This window comes from Microbispora sp. H11081, from assembly GCF_012999535.1.
Classification (GTDB): domain Bacteria; phylum Actinomycetota; class Actinomycetes; order Streptosporangiales; family Streptosporangiaceae; genus Microbispora.
Map to the genome: position 1 here is coordinate 631,533 of NZ_JABBWV010000001.1, position 22,939 is coordinate 654,471.

General features: G+C 73.2%; 22 protein-coding genes. 17 read left to right on the plus strand and 5 right to left on the minus strand.

What is annotated here, in order from left to right; all coding sequences use genetic code 11:
* The first annotated feature begins 183 nt into the window (after nt 1–183).
* From macS to thiI, 3 genes are all read left to right on the plus strand, one after another.
* The gene (gene macS / locus HHX31_RS34035; RefSeq protein WP_249345348.1) at nt 184–1,473 is read left to right on the plus strand and encodes a MacS family sensor histidine kinase; all 1,290 of its coding nucleotides are present in this window, start codon (nt 184–186) and stop codon (nt 1,471–1,473) included.
* Nucleotides 1,474–1,505: 32 nt separating this feature from the next.
* Nucleotides 1,506–2,162 carry a response regulator transcription factor gene (locus HHX31_RS02785; RefSeq protein WP_169945556.1) on the plus strand — a complete coding sequence of 219 codons (657 nt, stop codon included), beginning with the start codon at nt 1,506–1,508 and terminating at the stop codon, nt 2,160–2,162.
* Between the two features lie 135 nt (nt 2,163–2,297).
* On the plus strand, nt 2,298–3,494 hold the full coding sequence (gene thiI, locus HHX31_RS02790; RefSeq protein WP_169944679.1) for a tRNA uracil 4-sulfurtransferase ThiI: 1,197 nt from the start codon (nt 2,298–2,300) through the stop codon (nt 3,492–3,494).
* 63 nt (nt 3,495–3,557) lie between these two features.
* Here thiI and aroF read toward each other — a convergent pair whose 3' ends face one another.
* Nucleotides 3,558–4,610 carry a 3-deoxy-7-phosphoheptulonate synthase gene (aroF, locus tag HHX31_RS02795; RefSeq protein ID WP_169944681.1) on the minus strand — a complete coding sequence of 351 codons (1,053 nt, stop codon included), beginning with the start codon at nt 4,608–4,610 and terminating at the stop codon, nt 3,558–3,560.
* Between the two features lie 248 nt (nt 4,611–4,858).
* On the opposite strand from aroF, the gene HHX31_RS02800 reads away from it, so the two are divergent.
* Nucleotides 4,859–5,479 (plus strand): sulfite oxidase-like oxidoreductase, encoded by a 621-nt coding sequence (locus HHX31_RS02800; protein WP_169945558.1) that lies wholly within the window; start codon nt 4,859–4,861, stop codon nt 5,477–5,479.
* A gap of 27 nt (nt 5,480–5,506) precedes the next feature.
* Nucleotides 5,507–6,634, plus strand: coding sequence for a histidine kinase (locus HHX31_RS02805; protein WP_311931267.1), 1,128 nt, complete (start codon nt 5,507–5,509; stop codon nt 6,632–6,634).
* Between the two features lie 40 nt (nt 6,635–6,674).
* On the opposite strand, the gene HHX31_RS02810 is transcribed toward HHX31_RS02805, so the two are convergent.
* A complete protein-coding gene (locus HHX31_RS02810) occupies nt 6,675–8,042 on the minus strand; it encodes a HAMP domain-containing sensor histidine kinase (protein ID WP_169944683.1) in 1,368 nt (455 codons plus the stop codon).
* Between the two features lie 216 nt (nt 8,043–8,258).
* Here HHX31_RS02810 and HHX31_RS02815 point away from each other — a divergent pair, with 216 nt between their 5' ends.
* On the plus strand, nt 8,259–8,987 hold the full coding sequence (locus HHX31_RS02815) for a LytTR family DNA-binding domain-containing protein (RefSeq protein WP_169944685.1): 729 nt from the start codon (nt 8,259–8,261) through the stop codon (nt 8,985–8,987).
* An 88-nt stretch (nt 8,988–9,075) separates the two neighbouring features.
* Here HHX31_RS02815 and HHX31_RS02820 read toward each other — a convergent pair whose 3' ends face one another.
* The gene (locus HHX31_RS02820) at nt 9,076–9,657 is read right to left on the minus strand and encodes a TetR/AcrR family transcriptional regulator (RefSeq protein ID WP_311931270.1); all 582 of its coding nucleotides are present in this window, start codon (nt 9,655–9,657) and stop codon (nt 9,076–9,078) included.
* 77 nt (nt 9,658–9,734) lie between these two features.
* Between HHX31_RS02820 and HHX31_RS02825 the strand changes: the two genes are divergently transcribed.
* Nucleotides 9,735–10,679 carry an ATP-binding cassette domain-containing protein gene (locus HHX31_RS02825; RefSeq protein WP_169944687.1) on the plus strand — a complete coding sequence of 315 codons (945 nt, stop codon included), beginning with the start codon at nt 9,735–9,737 and terminating at the stop codon, nt 10,677–10,679.
* Entirely contained in the window at nt 10,676–11,503 is an 828-nt protein-coding gene (locus HHX31_RS02830; RefSeq protein WP_311931273.1) for an ABC transporter permease, read from the plus strand. The genes HHX31_RS02825 and HHX31_RS02830 overlap by 4 nt, the downstream gene beginning before the upstream one ends.
* Before the next feature lie 364 nt (nt 11,504–11,867).
* Here the strand turns inward: HHX31_RS02830 and HHX31_RS02835 are convergent, their stop codons facing one another.
* The gene (locus HHX31_RS02835; protein ID WP_169944689.1) at nt 11,868–12,707 is read right to left on the minus strand and encodes a deoxyribonuclease IV; all 840 of its coding nucleotides are present in this window, start codon (nt 12,705–12,707) and stop codon (nt 11,868–11,870) included.
* A 123-nt stretch (nt 12,708–12,830) separates the two neighbouring features.
* Between HHX31_RS02835 and uraD the strand changes: the two genes are divergently transcribed.
* The 9 genes from uraD to alc all read left to right on the plus strand — a co-directional run bounded on the left by uraD (nt 12,831) and on the right by alc (nt 20,906).
* A complete protein-coding gene (uraD, locus tag HHX31_RS02840) occupies nt 12,831–13,304 on the plus strand; it encodes a 2-oxo-4-hydroxy-4-carboxy-5-ureidoimidazoline decarboxylase (protein ID WP_169944690.1) in 474 nt (157 codons plus the stop codon).
* On the plus strand, nt 13,301–13,648 hold the full coding sequence (uraH, locus tag HHX31_RS02845; RefSeq protein WP_169944691.1) for a hydroxyisourate hydrolase: 348 nt from the start codon (nt 13,301–13,303) through the stop codon (nt 13,646–13,648). The genes uraD and uraH overlap by 4 nt, the downstream gene beginning before the upstream one ends.
* 1 nt (nt 13,649) lies before the next feature.
* Nucleotides 13,650–14,510: a factor-independent urate hydroxylase gene (gene pucL / locus HHX31_RS02850; protein ID WP_169944692.1), complete on the plus strand. Its 861-nt coding sequence runs from the start codon at nt 13,650–13,652 to the stop codon at nt 14,508–14,510.
* Between the two features lie 3 nt (nt 14,511–14,513).
* Nucleotides 14,514–15,371, plus strand: a complete 858-nt coding sequence (locus tag HHX31_RS02855; protein ID WP_169944693.1) for a xanthine dehydrogenase family protein subunit M — start codon at nt 14,514–14,516, stop codon at nt 15,369–15,371.
* On the plus strand, nt 15,368–15,868 hold the full coding sequence (locus HHX31_RS02860) for a (2Fe-2S)-binding protein (protein ID WP_169944694.1): 501 nt from the start codon (nt 15,368–15,370) through the stop codon (nt 15,866–15,868). The genes HHX31_RS02855 and HHX31_RS02860 overlap by 4 nt, the downstream gene beginning before the upstream one ends.
* 98 nt (nt 15,869–15,966) lie before the next feature.
* Nucleotides 15,967–17,334, plus strand: coding sequence for an 8-oxoguanine deaminase (locus HHX31_RS02865; protein ID WP_211589167.1), 1,368 nt, complete (start codon nt 15,967–15,969; stop codon nt 17,332–17,334).
* A 28-nt stretch (nt 17,335–17,362) separates the two neighbouring features.
* Entirely contained in the window at nt 17,363–18,544 is a 1,182-nt protein-coding gene (locus HHX31_RS02870) for a glycerate kinase (protein ID WP_169944695.1), read from the plus strand.
* Between the two features lie 110 nt (nt 18,545–18,654).
* Nucleotides 18,655–19,944: an allantoinase AllB gene (gene allB / locus HHX31_RS02875; RefSeq protein ID WP_311931278.1), complete on the plus strand. Its 1,290-nt coding sequence runs from the start codon at nt 18,655–18,657 to the stop codon at nt 19,942–19,944.
* The gene (gene alc / locus HHX31_RS02880; protein ID WP_169944697.1) at nt 19,941–20,906 is read left to right on the plus strand and encodes an allantoicase; all 966 of its coding nucleotides are present in this window, start codon (nt 19,941–19,943) and stop codon (nt 20,904–20,906) included. Before allB ends, alc begins: the two co-directional genes overlap by 4 nt.
* Before the next feature lie 17 nt (nt 20,907–20,923).
* On the opposite strand, the gene pknB is transcribed toward alc, so the two are convergent.
* Nucleotides 20,924–22,906 carry a Stk1 family PASTA domain-containing Ser/Thr kinase gene (gene pknB / locus HHX31_RS02885; protein ID WP_169944698.1) on the minus strand — a complete coding sequence of 661 codons (1,983 nt, stop codon included), beginning with the start codon at nt 22,904–22,906 and terminating at the stop codon, nt 20,924–20,926.
* Between the last annotated feature and the right edge of the window lie 33 nt (nt 22,907–22,939).

Below are 22,939 nucleotides of genomic sequence, written 5' to 3' on the forward strand. Positions count from 1 at the left end.
TACGCATTCGTGGCACCAGGCGGCACGGGCCCCCGGCGACGGCGGCGTCCTCCGCCGGCCGGCCCGGGCCCTCACCGTCGCGATCCGGCGGAAGTCCGGGGCGGAGACGCGGCGGTTGCCCGAGTATGTGAGCGAAAGGGCCCGGCACGCCCGCCCGGCTCGGTCAGGAAAGGGCGCCGCGCGATGGGCATCGAGGGACCGTTCTGGCGGGCCATCGCGGTCTTCCGCCTGGCGTCGCTCGCGTACGCGGCGCTGCTCGTGCTCAGGGCAGGCGGCTACGCTCATCCGGCCGTGTCCTGGGCCGTCGTCGGCGTGATGACCGCCTGGACGGCCGTCACGCTCCTCCGCTATCCCGCCGCCCGGCGCGGGCCGCTGCTGGCGGCCGACCTCCTCGTCACGGTGGGCTGCCTGCTCGCCACGCCGTACGCGCAGAGCCACGGCGACGCGCTGGCCGGAGCGATGCCGATCACCGCGACCTGGGTGGCCGGGCCGGTCCTCGCGTACGGCGTGGCCGGGGGACGCCGCGCGGGCGCGGTCGCCGCCGCGGTCGTGTCGGCGGCCGACCTGTGGCTGCGCAGCGCCGGCGGGGTCGACCTCGCCTCCTTTCCGGTGAACGGCGCCGTGCTCATGTTCATGGCCGGGGTCCTCGTCGGGCACGTCGCCCGGCTCGCGCGGGAGGCCGAGGAGCGGATGCGGCGTGCCGAGCGGATCGAGGCCGCGGGCCGTGAGCGGGAGCGGCTGGCGAGGGGCATCCACGATTCGGTGCTCCAGGTGCTGGCGCTCGTGCAGCGCAGGGGCGCCGAGATCGGCGGCGAGGCGGCCGAACTGGGCAGGCTCGCGGGTGAGCAGGAGTCCGCGCTGCGGGCGCTGGTGCAGGCGCCGCCCGTCGCGCGGCCGCCGCACCCCGTCCCGCCGTCCCGGCTTCGCGGCCGGCTCAGGGCGCCGGCGCGGCCTTCCCGTCCTGCCCGCCGCGAGGGGACGTCGCAAGAGGGGGCGGCGAACCGCGAGGGGACGCCGTACCGCGTGGCGAACGCCGCGACGGCGGAGCCCGAGGCCGACCTGCGCGACCTGCTGCGGCCGTTCGGCACGGCGCGCGTGACCGTGTCCGCGCCCGCGACACCGCTGCCGCTGCCGCCCGAGAGCGCGCGGGAGGTGGCGGCGGCCGTCGGCGCGGCCATCGACAACGTCGTACGGCACTGCCCTGAGGGCACCCGCGCGTGGATACTCGCGGAGGAGGACGACGGCGCGGTCGTCGTCACCGTACGCGACGACGGGCCCGGCATCCCCGAGGGGCGGCTTGAGGCGGCGGCGCGCGAGGGACGCATGGGCGTGGCCCGGTCGATCCGGGGCCGCGTGGCCGACCTCGGCGGCACGGTCACGGTCACCTCGTCGAGCACGGGAACGGAGATCGAGCTGTCGGTTCCGGTGCGGACGTCGCCGCGCCCGGGCGAAGGAGGCGGGAGACGCTCGTGAAGGAAGAGGGACGGCCGTCGCCGGTGCGGGTCATGGTGGTGGACGACCATCCGATGTGGCGGGAGGCGGTCGCCCGCGATTTGGACGAGGCGGGGTACGACGTGGTCGCCACCAGCGGGGAGGGCCGTCAGGCGCTGCGCGTCGCGGCGGCCGTACGACCGGACGTGGTGGTGCTCGACCTGCGGCTGCCCGACCTGGCGGGCGTGGAGGTGGCCAGGGGCCTCGGCGCGTCGGCGGCCCCGCCGCGCGTGCTCGTCCTGTCGGCCAGCGCCGAGGAGGAGGACGTGCTGGAGGCGGTCAAGGCCGGCGCCTCCGGCTATCTGGTGAAGTCGGCGAGCCGGGAGGAGTTCCTCGACGCCGTACGGCGGACCGCCGCGGGCGACGCCGTGTTCACTCCCGGCCTGGCCGGGCTGGTGCTGGGGGAGTACCGCAGGCTGGCCCACCTGACGCCCGGCCCGCGCGGGGACGAGGAGCGGGACGGCCCCCGGCTGACCGAAAGGGAGACCGAGGTGCTGCGCATGGTGGCCAAGGGCCTGACGTACCGGCAGATCGCGGAACGGCTGGTGCTGTCGCATCGCACGGTGCAGAACCATGTGCAGAACACGCTGAGCAAGCTCCAACTCCACAACCGGGTGGAACTGGTCCGCTACGCGATAGAGAAGGGGCTGGTCGAGCTCGGCGGAGGATAGTCGGCGGCGGCGCGGCGGCGGCATTACAGTGGGGAAGCCCGCGCCGCGCCGGCGCGTTGTCCCTGGCGTATGTTTCCCCCGGCCGTGCCCTCCCGGTGTGACGGCCGTCCCTGTCCCTCCGGAGGTTTTCCACAGATGACGATGACCGCTCTCGGAGAGCCCTCGGTGCTGCTCAAGTTGGGCGAGGTGGTTCTGAAGGGCCGGAACCGCGAGATCTTCGAGATGCGCCTGCGGGCGAACATCAAGCACGCTCTCAAGGGCCACCGGGTCGACATCCGCCAGCGGCACGGGGTGATCGCCCTGTTCCTGCCCCCGGGAACCGAGGTGGAGGAGGCCGAGACCGTGGCGGCCCGCGTGGCCGACGTGCCCGGCATCGTGCTGGTCCATCTGGCGTGGCGGGTGCCGAAAGACGTGGACGCGATCACCAAGGCCGCCATCGAGCTGATCAGGGACAGCGACGAGGTGGCCCGCAAGGCGCGCTTCGCCGTGCGGTCCCGGCGTCGCGACAAGCGCTTCCCGCTGCGGTCCAACGAACTGGACCGCGTGGTCGGCGGGACGATCAACGACACCTTCGGGCTGCCGGTCGACCTGAGCAAGCCGGAGCTCACCGTGCACATCGAGGTGGACAAGGACGAGGCGTTCCTGTTCACCGGGGGCCGGCCGGGGCAGGGCGGGCTTCCCGTCGGCTCCAGCGGCCGGGCGCTGGCGCTGCTGTCCGGTGGCATCGACTCGCCCGTCGCGGCCTACCGCATGATGCGGCGTGGCCTTCGGGTGGACTTCCTGCACTTCTCCGGCATCCCGTTCACCACCTCGGAGTCGATCTACAAGGCGTACGCGCTGGTGCGCAACCTGGACAAGTTCCAGGGCAAGTCGCGGCTGTGGGTGGTGCCGTTCGGCAAGGCGCAGCAGTCGATCAGGAACTCCGGCCAGGACCGGCTCGCGGTGATCGCGCAGCGGCGGCTGATGCTCAAGACGGCCGAGGAGGTCGCCCACCGCATCCACGCCGAGGCGCTGGTCACCGGCGACAGCCTCGGTCAGGTCTCGTCGCAGACGCTGGCCAACATCACGGCCCAGGACCACGCTGTGGACCTGCCGATCCTGCGCCCGCTCATCGGCCTGGACAAGACCGAGATCATGGCCGAGGCCCGGAGGATCGGGACGCTGGAGATCTCCGAACTGCCCGACGAGGACTGCTGCACGTTGCTCGCGCCCCGGCAGGCCGAGACCCGCGCGAAGATCGAGGACCTGAAGCAGATCGAGAGGCGCCTCGACGCGGAGGACCTCGCCACGCAGTTGGCCGACTCCATCCAGCCGTACAAGCTCGACGTCTGAGCCCGCGCAGGCCATCGGCCCCCGGACGTGCCCGGGGGCCGGTGGTCCGGCGTGCGCGGCGGGTCAGGTGAGCGCGGGCGCCGCGACCTCGGTGGGCGCGGTGGTCGCGGTGCGGCCCAGCAGCGGCGGGAAGTCGCGCAGCACGGCCGCGAGCGCGTCCAGGTCACCTTCGACCAGGGCCTGCGGGCCGTCGCAGAGTGCCTGCTCGGGGTGCGGGTGCACGTCGATGATCAGACCGTCGGCCCCGGCCGCGACCGCGGCCCGCGACAGCGGCAGCACGAGGTCGCGCCGGCCGCCGGAGTGCGACGGGTCCACGATCACCGGCAGGTGCGACAGCCGCTGGACGACCGGGACCGCCGAGACGTCGAGCGTGTTGCGGGTGGCGGGCTCGTAGGTGCGGATGCCCCGCTCGCACAGCACGATGTCGAGGTTGCCGCGCTGGGCGATGTACTCGGCCGCCATCAGCCACTCCTCGATGGTCGCCGTCATGCCCCGCTTCAGCATGACCGGCTTGCCCGCAGCGCCCACGGCCTGCAGCAGCGCGAAGTTCTGCGCGTTGCGGGTGCCGACCTGCAGCATGTCGGCGTACGACGCCACCAGCGCCACGTCGTGGGCGTCGACAACCTCGGTGACGATCGGCATCCCGGTCTGCTCGCGCACGTCGGCCAGGATGCGCAGGCCCTCCTCGCCCAGCCCCTGGAAGGCGTACGGCGAGGTGCGCGGCTTGAAGGCGCCGCCGCGCAGCAGCGTCGCGCCCGCCGCCTTGGCCATCAGCGCCGCCTCCAGCGTCTGCCGCGGCGTCTCCACCGCGCACGGGCCCGCGATCAGGGTGACAGTGTCCGGCCCGATCGGCACGCCGCGCACGCTGACCGTGGAGCGCAGCGGATGGTTCTCCCTGCTCACGAGCTTGTACGGGGTGGAGACCCGCACGACGTCCGCGACGCCCGGCATGCCGCCCAGGTTCAGGGTGGCGAACTGTTCCACGTCGCCGATGAGCCCGATGATCGTGCGGTTCACGCCGCGGCTCGCGAACGCCTCCCCTCCGGCCGCGGCGACGAGGCCGACGATCGCCTCGATGTCTTCCTGGGTGGCTTCGGGGGTCATGACGATGACCATGGTGACTCCTGTCGCTGGAAACGGTGCGGGTCCGGAAACGACGAAGGCCCCGGGTCCGTGTGGACCCGGGGCCTTCGTTCGCCGTGGCTGTCAGCGCAGCGCATGGAGGCGATCGGTCCTCACGGGTCCGTCGCCATACCAAAACGACCAAGCGGTGCGCATGTGCCGCAATATAGCGCATGATTCGTTGATCGTGCCGGTCCGGCACGCAGGGGGCCCCTGTGGCGGTCCTCACGGCGGATGGCAGGATGGCCTGCGTGCCGGAGAAACCCGAGGAGGAAACGCGGCTGCCGCCGGGCCAGTACGTCCCCCGCGGGCAGCCCGTCGTCCACTACGGAAGGGTCCCCGCCTTCCGTCCGGAGACGTGGCGGTTCCAGGTGTTCGGCGCCACGGCCACGGGCCTGGCCCACGAGTTCTCGTGGGAGGAGTTCTCCTCCCTGCCCACGGTGACCGTCGTGGCGGACTTCCACTGCGTCACGAAGTTCTCCGTCATGGGCAACGAGTGGAGTGGTGTGCCCACGTCGGCGCTGCTCGAACGCGTCCCCCCGGCGCCGGGCGTGCGCCACGTCATGGTCTGGGCCGAGTACGGCTACAGCGCCAACCTGCGCCTGTCGGACTTCGACCGCCCGACCACGCTGCTGGCCACGCATCTCCACGAGAATCCGCTGGCCCCCGAGCGCGGCTACCCCGTACGGATCGTGGTGCCCCACCTGTACGCGTGGAAGAGCGTGAAGTGGGTGCGCGCGGTGGAGTACCTGACCGAGGACCGGCGCGGGTTCTGGGAGGACCGCGGCTACCACAACGTGGCCGACCCCTGGAAAGAGCAGCGCTACTCATACCAGGAGGACCCGGGCGACGGCCCGCCGTGAGGCCGCCGAGCGGCTACGGTGTCCGGCGTGTCTTCAGCCGTGTGGGTCACACTGTGCGCGCTCTGCGGGGTCTGCGGCGGCGCGGTGGGCCGTGCCCTCGCCCGCCGGGGGCCGTCTCCCGGTGATCCGCCGGGCGAGGCGACGTTCCTCGCCCTGCGCGTGGCGGGGCTCGCCGCGAACTCCCTGCGCGCCGGGCTCACCCGGAGCGCGGCCCGTCGTTCCGTACGGCATCTGCGGACGTTGCTCGGCTCCACGGGCCTGGCCGTCGCCACCGACGACCGGGTCCTGGCCAGGGACGGCACGGGGGTGCCCGCGGACGAGGCGGTGCTCGCCGACGTGAGCGCGGCCCTGGCGAGCGGCAGGCTGCGCATCGTCAGGCACGGCGTGGTGGTCCCGCTGACCGTGGAGGAGCGGACGGTCGGCGCGCTCGCGGCCTACGACGCGGAGGCCGGCGCCGCACTGGTGCGCACGGCGGCCGAGGTGGGCCGCTGGATGTCCGGCCAGCTCGAACTCGCCGAGCTCGACGCCTCCCGGAGGCGGACCCTGGAGGCGGAGGCGCGGGCGCTGCGGGCGCAGATCTCGCCGCACTTCGTGTACAACTCGCTGACCACGATCGCCTCGTTCGTACGGACCGAGCCCGAGCGGGCCCGCACGCTGCTGCTGGACTTCGCCGACTTCATCCGGTACGCGCTGCGCCGGGCGGCCGACTTCACCTCGCTCGCCGACGAACTCGGCTGCGTGGACCGCTACCTGCTGCTCGAGCAGGCGAGGTTCGGCGACCGGCTGCGCTTCACCGTGCAGGTCGCCCCCGAGGTGCTGAAGGTCGACGTGCCGTTCCTGTGCCTGCAACCCCTGGTGGAGAACGCCATCAAGCACGGCATGCCGGGGGAGGTCCGCGTCGTGATCAGGGACGCGGGGCCGGAGGCGCACATCTGGGTCGAGGACGACGGCATCGGCATGGACCAGGAGCAACTGCGGGCCGCGCTCGCGGAGGAGGGCGCCGGGATCGGGCTGAGCAACGTGGACCTGCGCATGCGCCACCTCTACGGCCAGGACTACGGGCTCATGGTCGACACGGCGCCCGGCAAGGGAACGCGCATCCGGCTGCGCATCCCCAAGACCCGTTCCCGCGTCGTCGCGACGGCCCGCCCCTGAGGCCGTCAGAAGCCGGGTGCGACAGGACGGCCGCAGCCGGTCAGCGGGTCAGGAGCGGAAGCCGCAGGACGAACCGCGCGCCGCGCGGGGAGTCCTCGACGCGCAGGCTGCCGTCGTGCGCCTTCGCGATCGCCCGGCACAGGGCCAGGCCGAGGCCGCTGCCCTCCGGATCCAGGCGGTGACCCGCCTCCAGCCGCGTGAAGGGTTCGAAGATCCGCTCCCGGTCCTCCTTCGCGACGCCGTCGCCGTCGTCCGTCACGACCAGCAGCGCGTGGGAGCCGTCGCGCTCGGCGCTGACGTCCACCTGGCCGACGGCGTGGCGCTGGGCGTTCACCAGCAGGTTCGTCACGACGCTGGCCAGCTGCACGCGGTTGCCGAGGACCCGCACCTCCGGCTCGGTCCTGGCGCGCACCGGCACGCCCCTGGCGCGCGCCGCCGTCTCGGCGCGTACGAGCGCGCCGAGGTCGACAGGCTCGGACAAGCGCGGCGCGTTGCGCAGCCGGGCGAAGGCGAGCAACTCGTCGATGATCTGCTGCATGCGGTCGGCGGTCGGCAGCGAGCAGGCGATCGCCCGCCGCGCGTCGACCTCCGGGTAGAGCAGCGCCTCCTCCAGCTTGGTGCGCAGGCCGGTGAGCGGCGACTTCAGCTCGTGGGACACGATGGCGGCGAACTCCCGCTGCCGGATGACCGCCGCCTCCAGGCGGCCGAGCGTCTGGTTCGCGGCGCGGGCCAGTTGCGCGATCTCGTCCTGGCCGGACGGCTGCGGCACCCGCAGGGAGAGGTCGTTGGCGTTAATCTCCGACATGCGCTGCCTGATCGCGTCGATGGGGCGCAGGATGCGGCCCGTCGCCCGCCAGGTCGTCCACGTCCACAGGCCCGCGAGCAGCACCCCGCCGGCGGCGACGAGCAGCTCCAGCCGTCGCCCGCGCAGGGCGGGCGGCTGGTCCGTGCCGACGTAGACGAAGTGGGGCTCTCCCCTCCACAGCTCCCAGGACTGCAGCGACGGGACCCGGGCGGCGGTCAGCATGACGCACCGCTCCTTCTCGGAGCACACGGTCAGGTCACGGAAGCGGTTCCCCTCGGGCGGCCTGACCGTGGTCATCGGCCGGTCGCCTGCCATGGGCCCGGCCAGCGTCACCCTGCCCCGCGAGTCGACGAGCTGGAGGAGCGGAGCCCGCGCCGTCGGTTTCGGCGCCGGCACCTGCCCGCGCCGCATCAGGCCGATCCACTCGGTGGCGACGCGGCGCGTCTCTATGAAGATCTCGCTCTCCACCCTGTGCCGGATAAGCAGGCACAGGCCGGCGCCGATCACCGCGGCGACGATCACGGACACCGCGGCGACGGTCAGCGTCACACGAGCGCGGATGGAGTGGGAGAGAGGAAGGAACGTGCCCGGCCTGATGTTCATCGAAGGTCCTCGTCTGGCCTGGTCTCCATGTCAACCGTAAGCAGCACTGATGGAAAAGCGCGCATTAGCGCTGGTAAAAGCCGGATGGCTCTACCGGAATTTGGCCCGCCGCTTACCCGGTGAGACGTCTTCTCGGTGGCGGAGCGTATCGGGAAAGTCACCTACCGCTCGGTCACCCCTTGCGCGGAGGGTGGTGGAGGCGGCACGGTTGACGCCATGCTGCGTGTCCTCGCGGTGGACGACGAGGTCCCCGCCCTGTCCGAGCTCGCCTTCCTGCTCCGCCAGGACGCCCGGGTGGAGCACGTGAGCACGGCGACCGACGGCGGGGCCGCGCTGCACGACATGGTCCAGATGATCGCCGACGGGGAGCGGCTGGACGGCGTCTTCCTCGACGTGCGCATGCCGGGACTCGACGGCCTGGACCTGGCGCGGCTGATCGGCGGGTTCCCGGAACCACCCCGCCTTGTCTTCGTCAGCGCCCACGACTGCGCCGTCCAGGCGTTCGAGCTGGAGGCCGTCGACTACCTGCTCAAACCCGTACGGCCGGAACGGCTGGCGGAGGCCGTACGCCGGCTCTCCGCCGCGGTGTCGCCGCCCGGCGCCGAGGAGGACCTGGAGACGATCCCGGTCGAGCTCGGGGGCCGCACCAAATTCGTGGCCCGTCAGGACGTGTGCTACGCCGAGGCCCACGGCGACTACGTCCGGCTGCACACGGCAGACGCCGCCTACCTCGTACGGATGTCCCTCGCGGCGCTGGAACGCCGCTGGGCGGGCGCGGGGTTCGTCCGGGCCCACCGCAGCACCCTGGTCAACGCCCGGCACGTGAGCGAACTGCGCTTCGACGCGGGCCGGGTGGTCCTTCAGGTTGGCGGCGAGACGGTGCCGGTCAGCAGGCGGCACACCCGTCAGGTGCGCGAGCAACTCGTCCGCCAGTTCCGCCCCTGACCCTCGCCTGCCGAGCCCCTACGACCCCATCAGAACGCCTCGCACGGCCGTGCGGACCCGCCCGGGTGCGGCGGGGCGGCGCGGCTCCTCAGGGACGGGCCTGGGGCACGACCATGCCGTTCTCGAAGGCGCGGGTCACGGCCGCGGCGACGCCGTGCCGGGGGAGCAGGCCCTTCTCCGCCGCCTCCCAGCCGGTGTAGGCGAGCGCCCACAGGACCTGCTGGATCCATTCCGCGCTGACAGCCGGGTCGAACACGCCCTCGGCCTGGCCGCGCTCGATCAGGCCGACAGTGGTCGGCAGCGACAGGTCCGGCTCGAAGCAGGCCGTGAACTCCTCCAGCACCCGGGGATCGCCGAACAGGAACGCCAGGCGGTCCCCCGCGTCCACCATGGCGGCGATCAGCCGGCGCATCGCCTCCAGCGGCGGGCCCTGGTCGATGGCGGCCTCGGCCGTCGACTTCTCCACCACGCGGAACGAGTCGACGACGGCGGCGTTCACGAGGTCCTGCCGGTCGGAGAAGTAGCGGTGCAGCGTGCTGCGGCCGATCTGCGCGGCTTCGGCGATGTCCGCGAGCGTCGCGCCGCGATCGCGGGCGAGGACCGAGGCCGCCGCGGCGAGGATGGCACGGCGCGTACGGCTGCGCGTGCCCGATTCCCGGGTGTCGGTCACGCTCGGAAGGCTAGCAGCGCGCCCACATAGAGACGATCGTGGTTGATAATGAGACATGTAAGTCTCATTATGAAGCAATGAACTCCTACTCAATCATCGCCGAAGGGCTGGGCAAGCACTACGGCGCCACTCGTGCCCTCGACGGGTTCGGACTGCGGGTCGCCGACGGGACCGTGTGCGCGGTTCTCGGCCCGAACGGCGCGGGCAAGACCACCGCCGTACGCGTGCTGTCCACGCTCACCCGGCCGGACTCCGGGCGCGCGCTCGTGGCCGGGTTCGACGTCGTCAGGCGGCCGGCCGAGGTGCGCCGCCGCATCGGCCTGGCCGGGCAGGAGGCCGCAGTGGACGAGATCCTCACCGGCCGGGAGAACCTGGAGATGTGGGGGCGGCTCCATCACCTCGGCTCCGCCGCGGCGCGCCGCCGCGCCGCCGAGCTCCTTGAGCGGTTCGGGCTGGCAGAGGCGGCCGACCGGCGGGTCAGGCACTACTCCGGCGGCATGCGGCGGCGTCTCGACCTGGCCGCCTCGTTCATCCGGGCCCCGCGCGTGCTCTTCCTGGACGAGCCGACGACCGGGCTCGACCCCCGCGGCCGCACCGAGGTCTGGCGCACCGTGCGCGCGCTCGCCGACGCGGGCAGCACCGTGCTCATGACGACGCAGTACCTGTTCGAGGCCGATCAGCTCGCCGGGCGGATCGCGGTGATCGACGGAGGCGCGGTGGTCGCGGACGACACCCCGGAGCGGCTCAAGTCGCTCATCGGCGGCGACCATCTCGACCTCGTCGTCCGCGACGCCGCGCGACTCGGCGACGCCGCCGCGATCCTCGCGGGCGCCGCAGGGACGCGGCCGGTGGCCGACCAGGACACCCGCCGCCTGACCGCTCCCGTACGCGACCGGGTCGGGGCGCTCACCACCGTCGTACGCGAACTGGAGCGGCGCGGGGTCGAGGTCGAGGACGTCTCCCTGCGCCGCCCGACGCTGGACGAGGTGTTCCTGAGCCTCACCGGGAAGGCGGGCTCGTGAGCGCCCTCGCCGCGCCGGACGCCGCGCCCCGGTTGGGGGAGCGGCTGCGCTGGACGCTGTCGGACGCCTCGGTCATCGCGCGCGCCAACCTCAAGCACTGGGTCCGCAACCCGGCCGCCGTACTCAATCTGACGCTGTATCCGATCGTCATGGTCGTGATCTTCGGTTACGTCCTCGGGAGCGCGATGAACGTCGCGGGCGGCGGCGACTACCGCGAGTTCCTGATGCCGGGCATGTTCGCCCAGACGATGGCGATGGGGGTGATGACCACGATGACGGTGGTCAGCCTGCAGACCGCCCGCGGGGTGACCGACCGCTACCGCTCGATGCCGATCTCGCGGCCCGGCGTGGTGCTCGGCCGCGCCATCGCCGACGTCGTCAACTCGGGGCTAGAACTGCTGATCCTGCTCGTGTGCGGCCTGGTCGCCGGATGGAGCTGGCATCGGGGGGCCGGCGACGCCCTGGCCGCCGTGGGACTGCTGCTCCTGCTGCGCTTCGCCCTCATCTGGGTGGGGATCTATCTCGGGCTGGCGCTGTCTCCCGAGGCGGCGAGCGCGGCCTGGCTCCCGCTGCTGCCGCTCACGATGCTGGCCAACACCTTCGTGTCCCCGGCTCTCCTGCCGGGCTGGCTCGGGGTGGTCGCGGAGTGGAACCCGCTGTCGGCGACGGTCGCCGCCTGCCGGATGCTGTTCGGCAATCCCGGGTGGCAGGGAGGTTCCTGGGCCGCCGAGCACGCCCTGGCGCTGGCGATCGGCTGGCCGGTGCTGATCACGCTCGTCTTCCTGCCCCTGTCCGCGCGCCGCTACCGCCGCCTCGGTGACTGAGCGGGGACTCGCGGGCGGGCCGAAAGCGTCTTCGCACGCCCCGATCTACCGCTCGTCGCCGCCACAGGCCCGCTCGTCGCGCCGGAGCGGGCCGCATGGCGCTAACTAGGGACCGCTCGTCCGAAGGGCCATCCCCCCGGCCGACTACACCTCGTAGTCTTTCGCACGTCGCAAGACACGCGGGGTAATCACAAAGTGAGCAAGTTATCACCGAATGGTTATCAAGCGGGGCCCTACTCGGGGGGGAAGGGCCCCGCGTGCGCGTATCGGGGGGTGCGCGGCGATCCGGCCATACGGGGGCCCGGATCGCCGCGGACGCCCGCTTCCCCGGGCAGGCCGGCGGCCACCCGGGAGGGCGCGCGAATCAGTCGCCGCGCAGCCGCTTGAGCAGCTCGATGTCCTCGCGGTGCTTGTCCGCCTTGCCCGGCGTCTCGATGCAGAGCGGCACCCCGGCCGCGGCGGGATGGCGCAGCAGCTCGCCGAACGCCTGGGCGCCGATCAGTCCCGCCCCGATGTTCTCGTGCCGGTCCCGCTTCGACCCGCAGGGGTCCTTCGAGTCGTTGGCGTGGATCAGCTTGAGGCGGCCGGAGGCCACCTCGTCGAGCGCGTCCATCATCTCCTTCACCCCGCCGGGCGCGGCCAGGTCGTGCCCGGCGGCGAATGCGTGGCAGGTGTCGAGGCACACGCCGGCCTTCGGGTGGTGGTCGAGGGCCTCCAGGTAGGGCCCGAGGTCCCGCACGGTAGCGCACAGCATCCGGCCCTGGCCCGCCATCGGTTCGAGCAGCAGGTCGGGGCCGTCGTCGGGCAGTTCGTCCAGCACCGGCAGCAGGCGCTCGTGGATCTGGCGCATCGCGTCCTCGCGCGACTGGCTCACGGCCGAGCCGGTGTGGACGACCACGCCGAGCGCGCCGGTCTCGACGCCCCTGCGCAGGGTGTGGCGGATGACCGCGATCGAGTTCTCCAGGGTCTCCGAGGTCGGTGAGCCGCAGTTCACGAGATAGGCGGCGTGCAGGAAGACCGGAATGCCCGACTCGCGCAGCTTGGCGTCCTCGGCGGGGTTCCCCTCGCTGAGCGCCCAGCCGCGCGGGTTGGTGACGAAGACCTGGACCATCTCGGCGCCGATGTCCGCCGCGTACTTCAGACCGCCCTTGGCCAGGCCGCCGGCGACGAAGACGTGCCCGCCGATGAGATTGGAAGGAGTCATGATGACCTCCAGGTTAGTGCCGCCCCCTTTGTCACAACGTACAAAGGCGTCCCCTGAGCGGGACGCGCGGTTCGGACGTCGCGCCGCTGGATCCCGGCGCGGCCCGGCGGTTGACTGACGGGCATGCGCGAACTCAGCCGGGAGGACCTGCGGTCCTGCTGCTCCTCCACCACGTGGGTGGAGAAGGTCGCCGCGCGCGGCCCGTACGAGGACCTCGACGGGCTCCGCCGCGTGAGCGGGTCGGTCTTCGCGGAGCTGGCCTGGGACGACGTGCTCGAGGCGCTGGCGGCGCATCCCCGCATCGGTGAGCGCCCCGGCGGCGCGGGACGCGAGGCCGCCTGGTCGCGCGCCGAGCAGTCCGGGACGGCGGACGCGGGCGGAGACGTGCTCGGCGCGCTCCGCGAGGGCAACGCCGCCTACGAGAGCCGCTTCGGCCACGTCTACCTGGTCCGCGCGACCGGACGGGACGCCGCCGAACTGCTGGCGCTGCTGCGCGAGCGGCTAGGCCACGACGAGGAGACCGAGCGCGGGGTGGTCCGCGAGGAGCTGTCGCAGATCGTCGAGCTGCGCCTGGCCAAGCTGTGGGAGGGCCGGTGAGCCTCTCGACCCACGTGCTCGACACCGCCGCGGGGCGGCCGGCCAAGGACGTGTTCGTACGGCTGTCGCGGCGCGCCGCGCACGGGTTCGTGCCGGTGGCGGAGGGCCGCACCGACGGCGACGGCCGGATCAGGGAGTGGACCCCGCTCGGCCGGGAGTGGGACCCGGCGGGGGACCCCAGGCCAGGGACCTACCGGCTCGTGTTCGACACCGGCGCCTACCTGGGGGACGAGGCGTTCTTCCCCGAGGTCAGCGTCGTGTTCGCCATCAGGGAGGCGGGCGAGCACTACCACGTGCCGCTGCTGCTGAGCCCGTTCGCCTATTCGACCTACCGGGGGAGCTGACGTGGCCGTTCTGGGGCCGAACAGGTACGGCAAGGCCGAGACGAGGGTCGTACGGGTGACCCGGCACGGCGACGCGCACCGGATCAAGGACCTCACCGTCGGCACGGCGCTGTCCGGCGACATGACCGAGGTCCACCTGAGCGGCGACAACTCCGCCGTCCTGCCCACCGACACGCAGAAGAACACGGTCTTCGCGTTCGCCAAGAAGCACGGCGTCGGGGCGATAGAGGACTTCGCGCTGCTGCTGGCGCGTCATTTCACGGACTCCCAGCCCGCGATCCACCACGCGAGGGTCGCGATCGAGGAGCACGCCTGGGAGCGCAACGGCGCGTTCGGGCACTCGTTCGTCCGCTCGGGCCCGGAGGTCCGCACCTGCGTGGCCCACTACGACGGGACGCGGTCGTGGGTGGTCTCCGGGCTGCGCGACCTCGTCGTGCTGAACACGACCAACTCCGAGTTCTGGGGCTTCGCCAAGGACGAGTACACGACGCTGGCGGAGACCCGCGACCGCGTCCTGGCCACCGCCGTGGACGCCTCCTGGCGGCACGCGGACGCCTCCCAGGACTGGGACAAGGCGTATGAGAACGCCCGCAACGCCCTGCTCGCGGCATTCGCCGACACCTACAGCCTGTCGCTGCAGCAGACGTTGTACGCGATGGGCACCCGGGTGCTGGCCGAGTGCCCGGGGGTCTGCGAGGTGCGGCTGTCGCTGCCGAACAAGCACCACTTCCCGGTGGACCTCACGCCCTTCGGACTGGACAACGACGGCGAGGTCTTCTTCGCCGCCGACCGGCCGTACGGGCTGATCGAGGGGACCGTGCTGCGCGAGGACGCCCCCGACGCCGGCCCGGCCTGGGAGTAACCGATGGATTTCCTGCGACCGCGGACCTGGGCGGAGGCCCTGGCGCTCAAGGCCGAGCGGCCCGAGGCGACGCCGATCCAGGGCGGCACCGACGTCATGGTGGAGATCAACCTCGACAAGGGCCGTCCGGCGGCCCTGCTCGACCTCACGCCGCTGCCGGAGCTGCGCGAGTGGACCGGCGAGGGCGAGATGATCCGCCTCGGCGCCGGCGTCACCTACTCCCGGCTGATCGCGGAACTGGGCGCCCGCCTGCCCGGCCTGGCCCAGGCGTCCCGTACGGTCGGGTCGCCGCAGATCCGCAACCGGGGCACGGTCGCGGGCAACCTCGGCGCGGCCTCGCCCGCGGGCGACAGCCATCCGCCGCTGCTGGCCTGCGGCGCGGTCGTGGAGGCCGAGTCGGTGCGCGGCGCCCGGCTGATCCCGATCGGGGAGTTCTACACCGGCGTGAAGCGCAACGCGCTCGCGCCCGACGAGCTGATCCGCGCCGTGCGCGTCCCGGCCGCCACAGGACCGCAGTACTTCTCCAAGGTCGGCACCAGGAACGCCATGGTGATCGCGGTGTGCTCGTTCGCGACGGCGCTGGAGCCGGGGGAGCGGCGGGTGGGCACCGGCATCGGCTCGGCCGCGCCGACCCCGCGCCGCGCCCCGGACGCCGAGGACTTCGCGTCCGGCGAGCTGGACTGGGACGGCCGCGGCCCGCTCGACCCCGGCGTGGCGCGCCGGTTCGGCGAACTCGTGGCCGCCGCCGCCGCGCCGATCGACGACGTGCGGGGCCGCGCCGCCTATCGCACGCACGCGCTGGCCGTGCTGGCACGCCGGGCGCTCGGCTGGGCATGGGACGACTACAGGGGGAACTCATGAGGGTGAGCCTCACGGTGAACGGCCGCCCGATGACGGCCGACGACGTGTGGGAGGGCGAGAGCCTGCTGTACGTCCTGCGCGAGCGGCTCGGCCTGCCGGGCGCCAAGAACGCCTGCGAGCAGGGCGAATGCGGGTCGTGCACGGTCTATCTCGACCGCACGCCGGTCTGCGCCTGCTTGGTCGCCGCCGGTCAGGCGGAGGGGAGCGAGGTGGTGACGGTCGAGGGCCTCACCGCCGGCGCCGAGCCGGACAGCGGGTTGCACGAGGTGCAGCGCGCGTTCGTGGACGCGGGGGCGGTGCAGTGCGGGTTCTGCACGCCCGGTCTCGTCGTGCAGGCCCACGCGCTGCTCGCGGACACGGACGGAGTGCCGCAGGACGCCGACATCAGGGAGGCCCTGGCCGGCAACCTGTGCCGCTGCACCGGGTACGAGAAGATCCTCGACGCGGTCCGCCTCGCCGCCACCCGCCGCCACCCCTCCCCCTCCCCTCCACCGTGATCTTGTAGTTTGTCGCACTCACCCCACGCCACCTGCGCCGGAACCCTCCGTGATCATGCAGAAAATCGTGCTCGCCCCACCTGACCAGGGAGTCTCCATTGCGTGATCTCGCACCACGAGGAGTGGTCATCGAGAACGCCCACGTCGTCCCGGTCGTGGGGGAGGAGATACCGTCCGGTCACATCGTCGTGGAGAACGGCCTGATCACGGCGGTCGGCCCCGGCCCGGCGGCGGCCGTACCCGAGGGGGCGGAACGCGTCGACGGCGCAGGCTGCCTGGCCACCCCCGGCCTGGTCAACACCCACCACCACCTCTACCAGTGGGCGTCCCAGGGGGTGACCCCGGACGGCACGCTGTTCGAGTGGCTGGTGGCGAGCTACCGGCTGTGGGCCCGGATGGACGCCGAGGTGGTGTCGGGCGCGGCGACGGCGGGGCTGGCCTGGCTGGCCCTGTCGGGCTGCACGACCTCCACCGACCACCACTACATCTTCCCGAAGGGCAGGGGAGACCTGTTCGAGGCGGAGATCGAGGCCGCGCGGCGGGTCGGGGTGCGCTTCCATCCCTGCCGGGGGTCGATGGACCGAGGCGCCTCGCGGGGCGGCCTGCCGCCGGACGAGGTGGTCGAGGACGTCGACGAGATCCTCCAGGCCACCGACGAAGCGATCAGGAAATATCACGATCCGTCGTTCGGGTCGATGCTCCGCGTCGCGGTCGCCCCCTGCTCGCCGTTCTCGGTCAGCGGCGAGCTCATGACCCGCTCCGCCGACCTCGCGCGCTCCCACGGCGTACGGCTGCACACGCACATGGCGGAGACGGCCGACGAGGACGAGCACTGCAGGCAGCAGTTCGGCGTGCTGCCGGGCGAATATCTCGACGACCTCGGCTGGCTCGGCCCCGACGTGTGGCTGGCGCACTGCGTGCACCTGACCGACAAGGACGTGCGGCGCTTCGGCGAGACCGGCACCGGCACCGCCCACTGCCCGTCCTCCAACGGCCGCCTCGGCGCCGGGATCGCCAGGATCGCCGACCTGCTGGCCGCGGGCGCGCCGGTCGGGCTCGGGGTCGACGGCGCAGCCTCCAGCGAGATGACCCCGCTGGCCGGGGAGATCCGGATGGCGATGCTCATCCAGCGGGCCCGGTACGGCCCCCGCGCGCTGACCGCCCGCCAGGCGCTGGAGATGGCCACGCTCGGCGGCGCCCGCTGCCTCGGACGGGAGGCCGAGATCGGCTCGCTGGAACCCGGCAAGCTCGCCGACATCGCCCTGTGGCGGCTCGGCGGTTTCCACGCCGCTGTCGACGACCCCGTCGTGGCGTTCGCGTACGGCGCCACGCCGCCGCTGGAACGGCTGCTCGTGGGCGGCCGGACGGTCGTGGCGGGCGGGGAACTGCGTACGGTCTCCGGCGAGGAGGCCGCGAGGGCCGGGGCCGGAGCCCATCTCCGCCTGACCACCGGAGATCATGTCTGAGACATCCCGGACGGATCGAGGGGCAGGCATGACAGGACACGTCGTCATCGCGGCGGACAAGTTTCGCGGGTCGCTCACCGCGCCCGAGGTGGCGGCGCACGTCGCCGCCGGTCTTGGCGGCGTACCCGTCGTCGCGCTGCCCGTGGCCGACGGGGGCGACGGCACCGTCGACGCGGTCGTGGCGAACGGCTTCACCCGGGTGGAGACGCAGGTCACCGGGCCGACCGGCGACCCGGTGACCGCGAGCTACGCCGTACGGGACGAGCCAGGGGCGCGGGTCGCCGTGATCGAACTGGCCGAGGCGTCGGGACTGCGCCGGCTGCCCGGCGACCTGGCGCCGCTGACCGCCACCAGCCGCGGCACCGGTGAGCTGATCGCCCACGCCGTACGGCACGGCGCGACGCGGATCGTGCTCGGCCTCGGCGGCAGCGCCTGCACCGACGGGGGCGCGGGGATGGCCCAGGCCCTCGGCGTACGGCTGCTGGACGCGGCGGGCGACGACCTGCCGTACGGCGGGGCCGCGCTGCGCGACCTCCACACCGTCGACGCCTCGGGACGGCTGCGCGGGTTCGAGGTGATCGTGGCGAGCGACGTGGACAACCCGCTGCTCGGGCCGTACGGCGCGGCGGCGGTGTACGGCCCGCAGAAGGGCGCGAGCCCGCAGGACGTCGCGGTGCTCGAGGCCGGGCTGGCCCGGCTGGCGGCCGTGACCGCGCACACCCACGGCCTGGCGGGCGCGGCCGAGCACGACGGCGTGGTCCGCGCGATGGGCGTGGCCGGGCGGCCGGGGGCCGGCGCCGCGGGCGGGGTGGGGTTCGGCGCGCTGACGTTCCTCGACGCGGAGATCAGGCCCGGCATCGGCTACCTGCTCGACCTCGTGGAGTTCGACCGGCACGTGGCGGGCGCGCGGCTGGTCATCACGGGCGAGGGCTCGATCGACGAGCAGACCCTGCGCGGCAAGGCCCCGGTGGGCGTCGCCGCGGCCGCGGCCGAGCATGGCGTGCCGGTCGTGGCGGTCTGCGGCAGGCGGTCGGTGGGCGATGACGAGTTGCGGGCGGCCGGCATAGAGGCGGCGTACGCGCTGACCGACATCGAGCCCGACGTGAGCCGCTGCGTGGCGGAGGCCGGGCCGCTGCTGGAGAAGCTCGCGGCGCGGATCGCCGCCGAGCGTCTGGTGCAAGATCACAAACGGGCGATGCCCAGGTCGTGAGGGGAGTGGCGAGTTTCGTGCATGATCACGGAGGTGATAACCGCAGGTCAGCGGCATCGTCTGCGACAAACTACAAGATCACGCCGGGTGGGGGGGTGTGGGATCTGGTGGTGCGATCACGGCGGACCGTGACCCCGGAGGGGGAGCGCCCTCTCTCGGTCGCCGTGCACGACGGTGTGATCGCCGCCCTGGCCCCCTACGACGAGCCGCCCGCGGCCGCGAGGCACGCAGACCTCGGCGACCTGCCGCTGCTGCCCGGGCTGGTCGACTCCCACGTGCACGTCAACGAGCCGGGCCGCACCCACTGGGAGGGCTTCGCGACCGCCACCAGGGCGGCGGCGGCCGGAGGCGTGACCACCATCGTGGACATGCCGCTCAACTCGCTGCCCCCGACCGTGGACGTGGCCGCGCTGGAGGTCAAGCGGAAGGCCGCCGAGGGGCGGTGCCACGTGGACGTCGCCTTCTGGGGCGGTGCGATCCCCGGCAACCTCGCCCACCTGCGCCCCCTGCACGAGGCCGGCGTGGCGGGCGTCAAGTGCTTCCTCTCGCCGTCGGGCGTGGACGAGTTCCCCGCGCTCGACCGCGAGGGGCTGCGGGCCGCGCTCGCGGAGGTGGCGGCCTTCGACGGCCTGCTGATCGCCCACGCCGAGGACCCCGGCCTGCTGTCGGACCCAGGCGGCCCCGCGTACGGCGACTTCCTCAGGTCGCGGCCCCAGGAGGCGGAGCGCGCGGCCGTCGAGACGGTGATTACGCTCGCGGCGGAGACGGGGGCGCGGGCGCACATCGTGCACGTGTCGGCCGCCGCCTGCGTGGAACCGCTGCGCGCGGCCCAGGCGGCGGGGGTGCGCGTCACCGCGGAGACCTGCCCCCACTACCTGACGCTGGCGGCCGAGCAGGTCACCGGGCCCGCCTACAAGTGCTGCCCGCCGATCAGGGAGGCGGCCAACCGCGACGCGCTGTGGCGGGCGCTCGCCGACGGCGTGCTCATTGGGGTCGTCTCCGACCACTCCCCGTCGACGCCCGACCTCAAGGTGCCCGACTTCGCCGCGGCCTGGGGCGGGATCTCCTCGCTCCAGGTCGGCCTGCCCGCCGTGTGGACGGCGGCCCGTGCCCGCGGCCACGACCTGGCCGACGTGGCGCGCTGGATGGCCGGGGGACCCGCCCGCCTGGCCGGTCTGCCGCGCAAGGGGGCGATCCGGGTGGGCAACGACGCGGACCTGGTCGCCTTCGACCCCGACGCCGAGTTCACCGTCGACGTCGCGGCGCTGCACCACCGCAACCCCGTCTCCCCCTATCACGGCGCGCGGCTCGCGGGCGTCGTGCGCACCACCTGGCTGCGCGGGGTGCCGGTCGACTTCGGCGTCCCGCGCGGACGACTGCTGACCCGAGGAGCGCGATGACCGGCTTCACCCGCCTGCCCGACCTCGCCCTGCGCACGTACGGCGGGTCGGTCGTGGCCGCCAACGACGAGTCGTTCGCCGAGCGGGAGGCGCTCATCAGGCCGGGAAGGGCCGAGTTCCGGCCGCACACCTTCGGCGCCAAGGGCCAGGTGTACGACGGCTGGGAGACGCGGCGAAGGCGTGAGCCCGGCCACGACTGGGCGATCGTCAGGCTCGGGCTGCCGGGCGTCATCAGGGGCGTGGTGGTGGACACCGCGTGGTTCCGCGGCAACTACCCGCCGTACGCGTCGGTGGAGGCGTGCGAGGCCGAGGGCCATCCCGCGCCGGACGAGCTGGACGGCTGGGTGGAGATCGTGCCGAAGAGCCCGCTGAAGGGCGACGCGGTCCACGAGTTCGCGGTGACCGACCCGCGCCGTTTCACGCACGTGCGGCTGAACATCTTCCCCGACGGCGGCGTGGCGCGGCTGCGGGTCCACGGCCGGGTGGTGCCCGACCGCGCGTTCCTCGACGGCCTCACCGTCGATCTCGCCGCGCTGGAGAACGGCGGCCTGGTCACTGCCTGCTCCGACGAGTTCTACTCCGCGCCGAACAACGTCCTCGCGCCCGGCCTGGCCCGCGACCAGTCCGAGGGCTGGGAGACCGCGCGCCGCCGAGACGGCGGCAACGACTGGCTCGTCGTCGCCCTGGCCGGGCCGGGCAGGGTGGCCGTCGCCGAGATCGACACGACGAACCTGATCTTCAACGCCCCCGGCGCGGCGTCGCTGACGGGCGCGGACGCGGACCGGGCGCCGCTGGAGGACCCGGAGTCCTGGTTCCCGCTGCTGCCGAGGACGCGCCTGCAGCCCGACACCCGCCACCGCTTCCGCCTCGACGACGACCGCAGGGTCACGCACGTCCGGCTCGACATCCACCCCGACGGCGGGCTCGCCCGCCTCCGGCTCCTCGGCGCGCTCATCCCCTGAACGGCCGGGCGGGGGCGTCAGTGCCAGATCGTGATGGTGGTGCCCGGCGGTTGCTGGCCTAGCGGCTTCTCCCCGACCACGCGGTCGGTGCCCACCACCTTGCGGACGTTGACCTTGAAACCGGCCCTCTTCAGCTCGTTCACCGCGTCGTTGACGGACTTGAACATCACGTTGGGCACCTCGACGACGGTGGGCGGGGGGCCGCCGTCGGGGTCGGCGGGGTCGGTCTCCCACGGCCAGCGGAAGCCCTGGTCGGGCCCGCGAGAGGCCGTAAGGCGCACGGTCGCCCCGGCCACCACCTCGGCGCCGCCTGAGGGGTCCTGGGCGATCACCGTGCCGGGCGGGGCGTCGTCGGTGGTCTCGTCGACCTGCACCTGGAAGCCCTTGTCGCGCAGGAACTTCTCCGCCTGGTCGCGCATCATCTGCGTGACGTCCGGCATCAGCAGCCCCGCGCTGACGACGAAGTTCACCGCGCCGCGCTTCTTGACCCGCTTGCCCACCGGCGGGTTGGTGCGGATGACCTGGTCACGGGGGACGGTGTCGCTCGCGCTCTTGCTGACCCTGCCGGGGGTCAGCCCGGCCTCGGCGATCTTCGCGCGGGCGTCCGCCAGGCTGAGGCCCTCCACCTTCGGCACGGGGATCGTCTCCGGGCCCGCCGACGGGATCAGGGTGAGGACGGAGCCCTTGACCACCTCGGCGCCCGCGCCGGGCTCGGTGTCGAGGATGATGTCCTTCGGCGCCTTGTCGTCGAACCTCGCCTTGCCGACCCGCACCTCGAAGCCGGCCTTCTGCGCCTCCTGCCTGGCGACCGTGAGGTTCTGACCGACCAGGTCGGGGACGGTCATGTAGCGCCCCTGGGAGAACCACCAGCCGGTGAAGGCGACGCCCGCGACCATGACGAGGGCGAGCGCGGCGACGAACCACACGGGCCTCACCCCGGCCCGGCGCCGCCGGCGCGGCGCGTCGGCCGGCAGTTCCGGGCGGGGCTGGATCATCGTCTGGCCGGCCTCGGGCCGCGCGTGCTGGCCCGAGCCGAACGGCGAGGCCCCGCCGGGCGGAGGGAGGGTCCTGTGGGCGCCCGTCCGCACGCCGCTGTGCGCCCCGCTGTCGTGGACTCCGTGGGGGGCGGCGTGCGCGCCGGTGTGCCCGGTCCGCGGCAGCGTGCGGTGGATCTCGACGGACGCGACGAGCATGGCGGTCGCGTCGGCCGGGCGCGCGGCCGGGTCCTTGTCGGTGGCGGCGGCGACGAGCGCGTCGATGGACGGCGGCACGTCGGGCACGATCGAGGACGGCATGGGGACGGTCTCGTGCACGTGCCGGTAGGCGACCGACATCGGCGTCTCGCCCGCGTACGGCTGCCGCCCGGTCAGCAACTCGAACAGCATGATCCCGGCGGCGTACACGTCGCTGCGGGCGTCGGCGTTGCCGGTCGTGACCTGCTCGGGCGACATGTAGCCGATCGTGCCGATCATCATGCCGGTCTTGGTCTGGTTGGTCGCCTCGATCGCGCGGGCCAGGCCGAAGTCCACGACCTTCACCCGGCCGTCGTCGGCGAGCAGGACGTTCTCCGGCTTGACGTCCCGGTGGACGAGCCCCGCCTGGTGGGCCGCGCCGAGGGCGGCGAGCACCGGGATGACCATCTCCAGCGCCTCGCGCGCGGGAAGGCGGCCGCGGGCGCGCAGCACGTCGCGCAGCGTCCTGCCGGGGACGTACTCCATCGACAGGTAGACGTTCGCCCCGTCCGTGCCCTGGTCGAAGACCTGCACGATGTTGGGGTGCGAGAGGCTCGCCACCGACTTGGCCTCGCCGATGAACCGCCGCACGAACTGCGGGTCCTCCGCGAGCGAGCGGTGCATCACCTTGACGGCCACCGTGCGGTCGAGCCGGACGTCCAGGGCCAGGTAGACGGAGGCCATGCCGCCCCGGGCGATCCGGGACTCGACGCGGTAGCGCCCGTCGAGCAACTGCCCCACGAGCGGGTCGGTCAGCGTCGTGTCCACTCGCCAGAGTTTACGGGTGATTTGCCGCTGGGC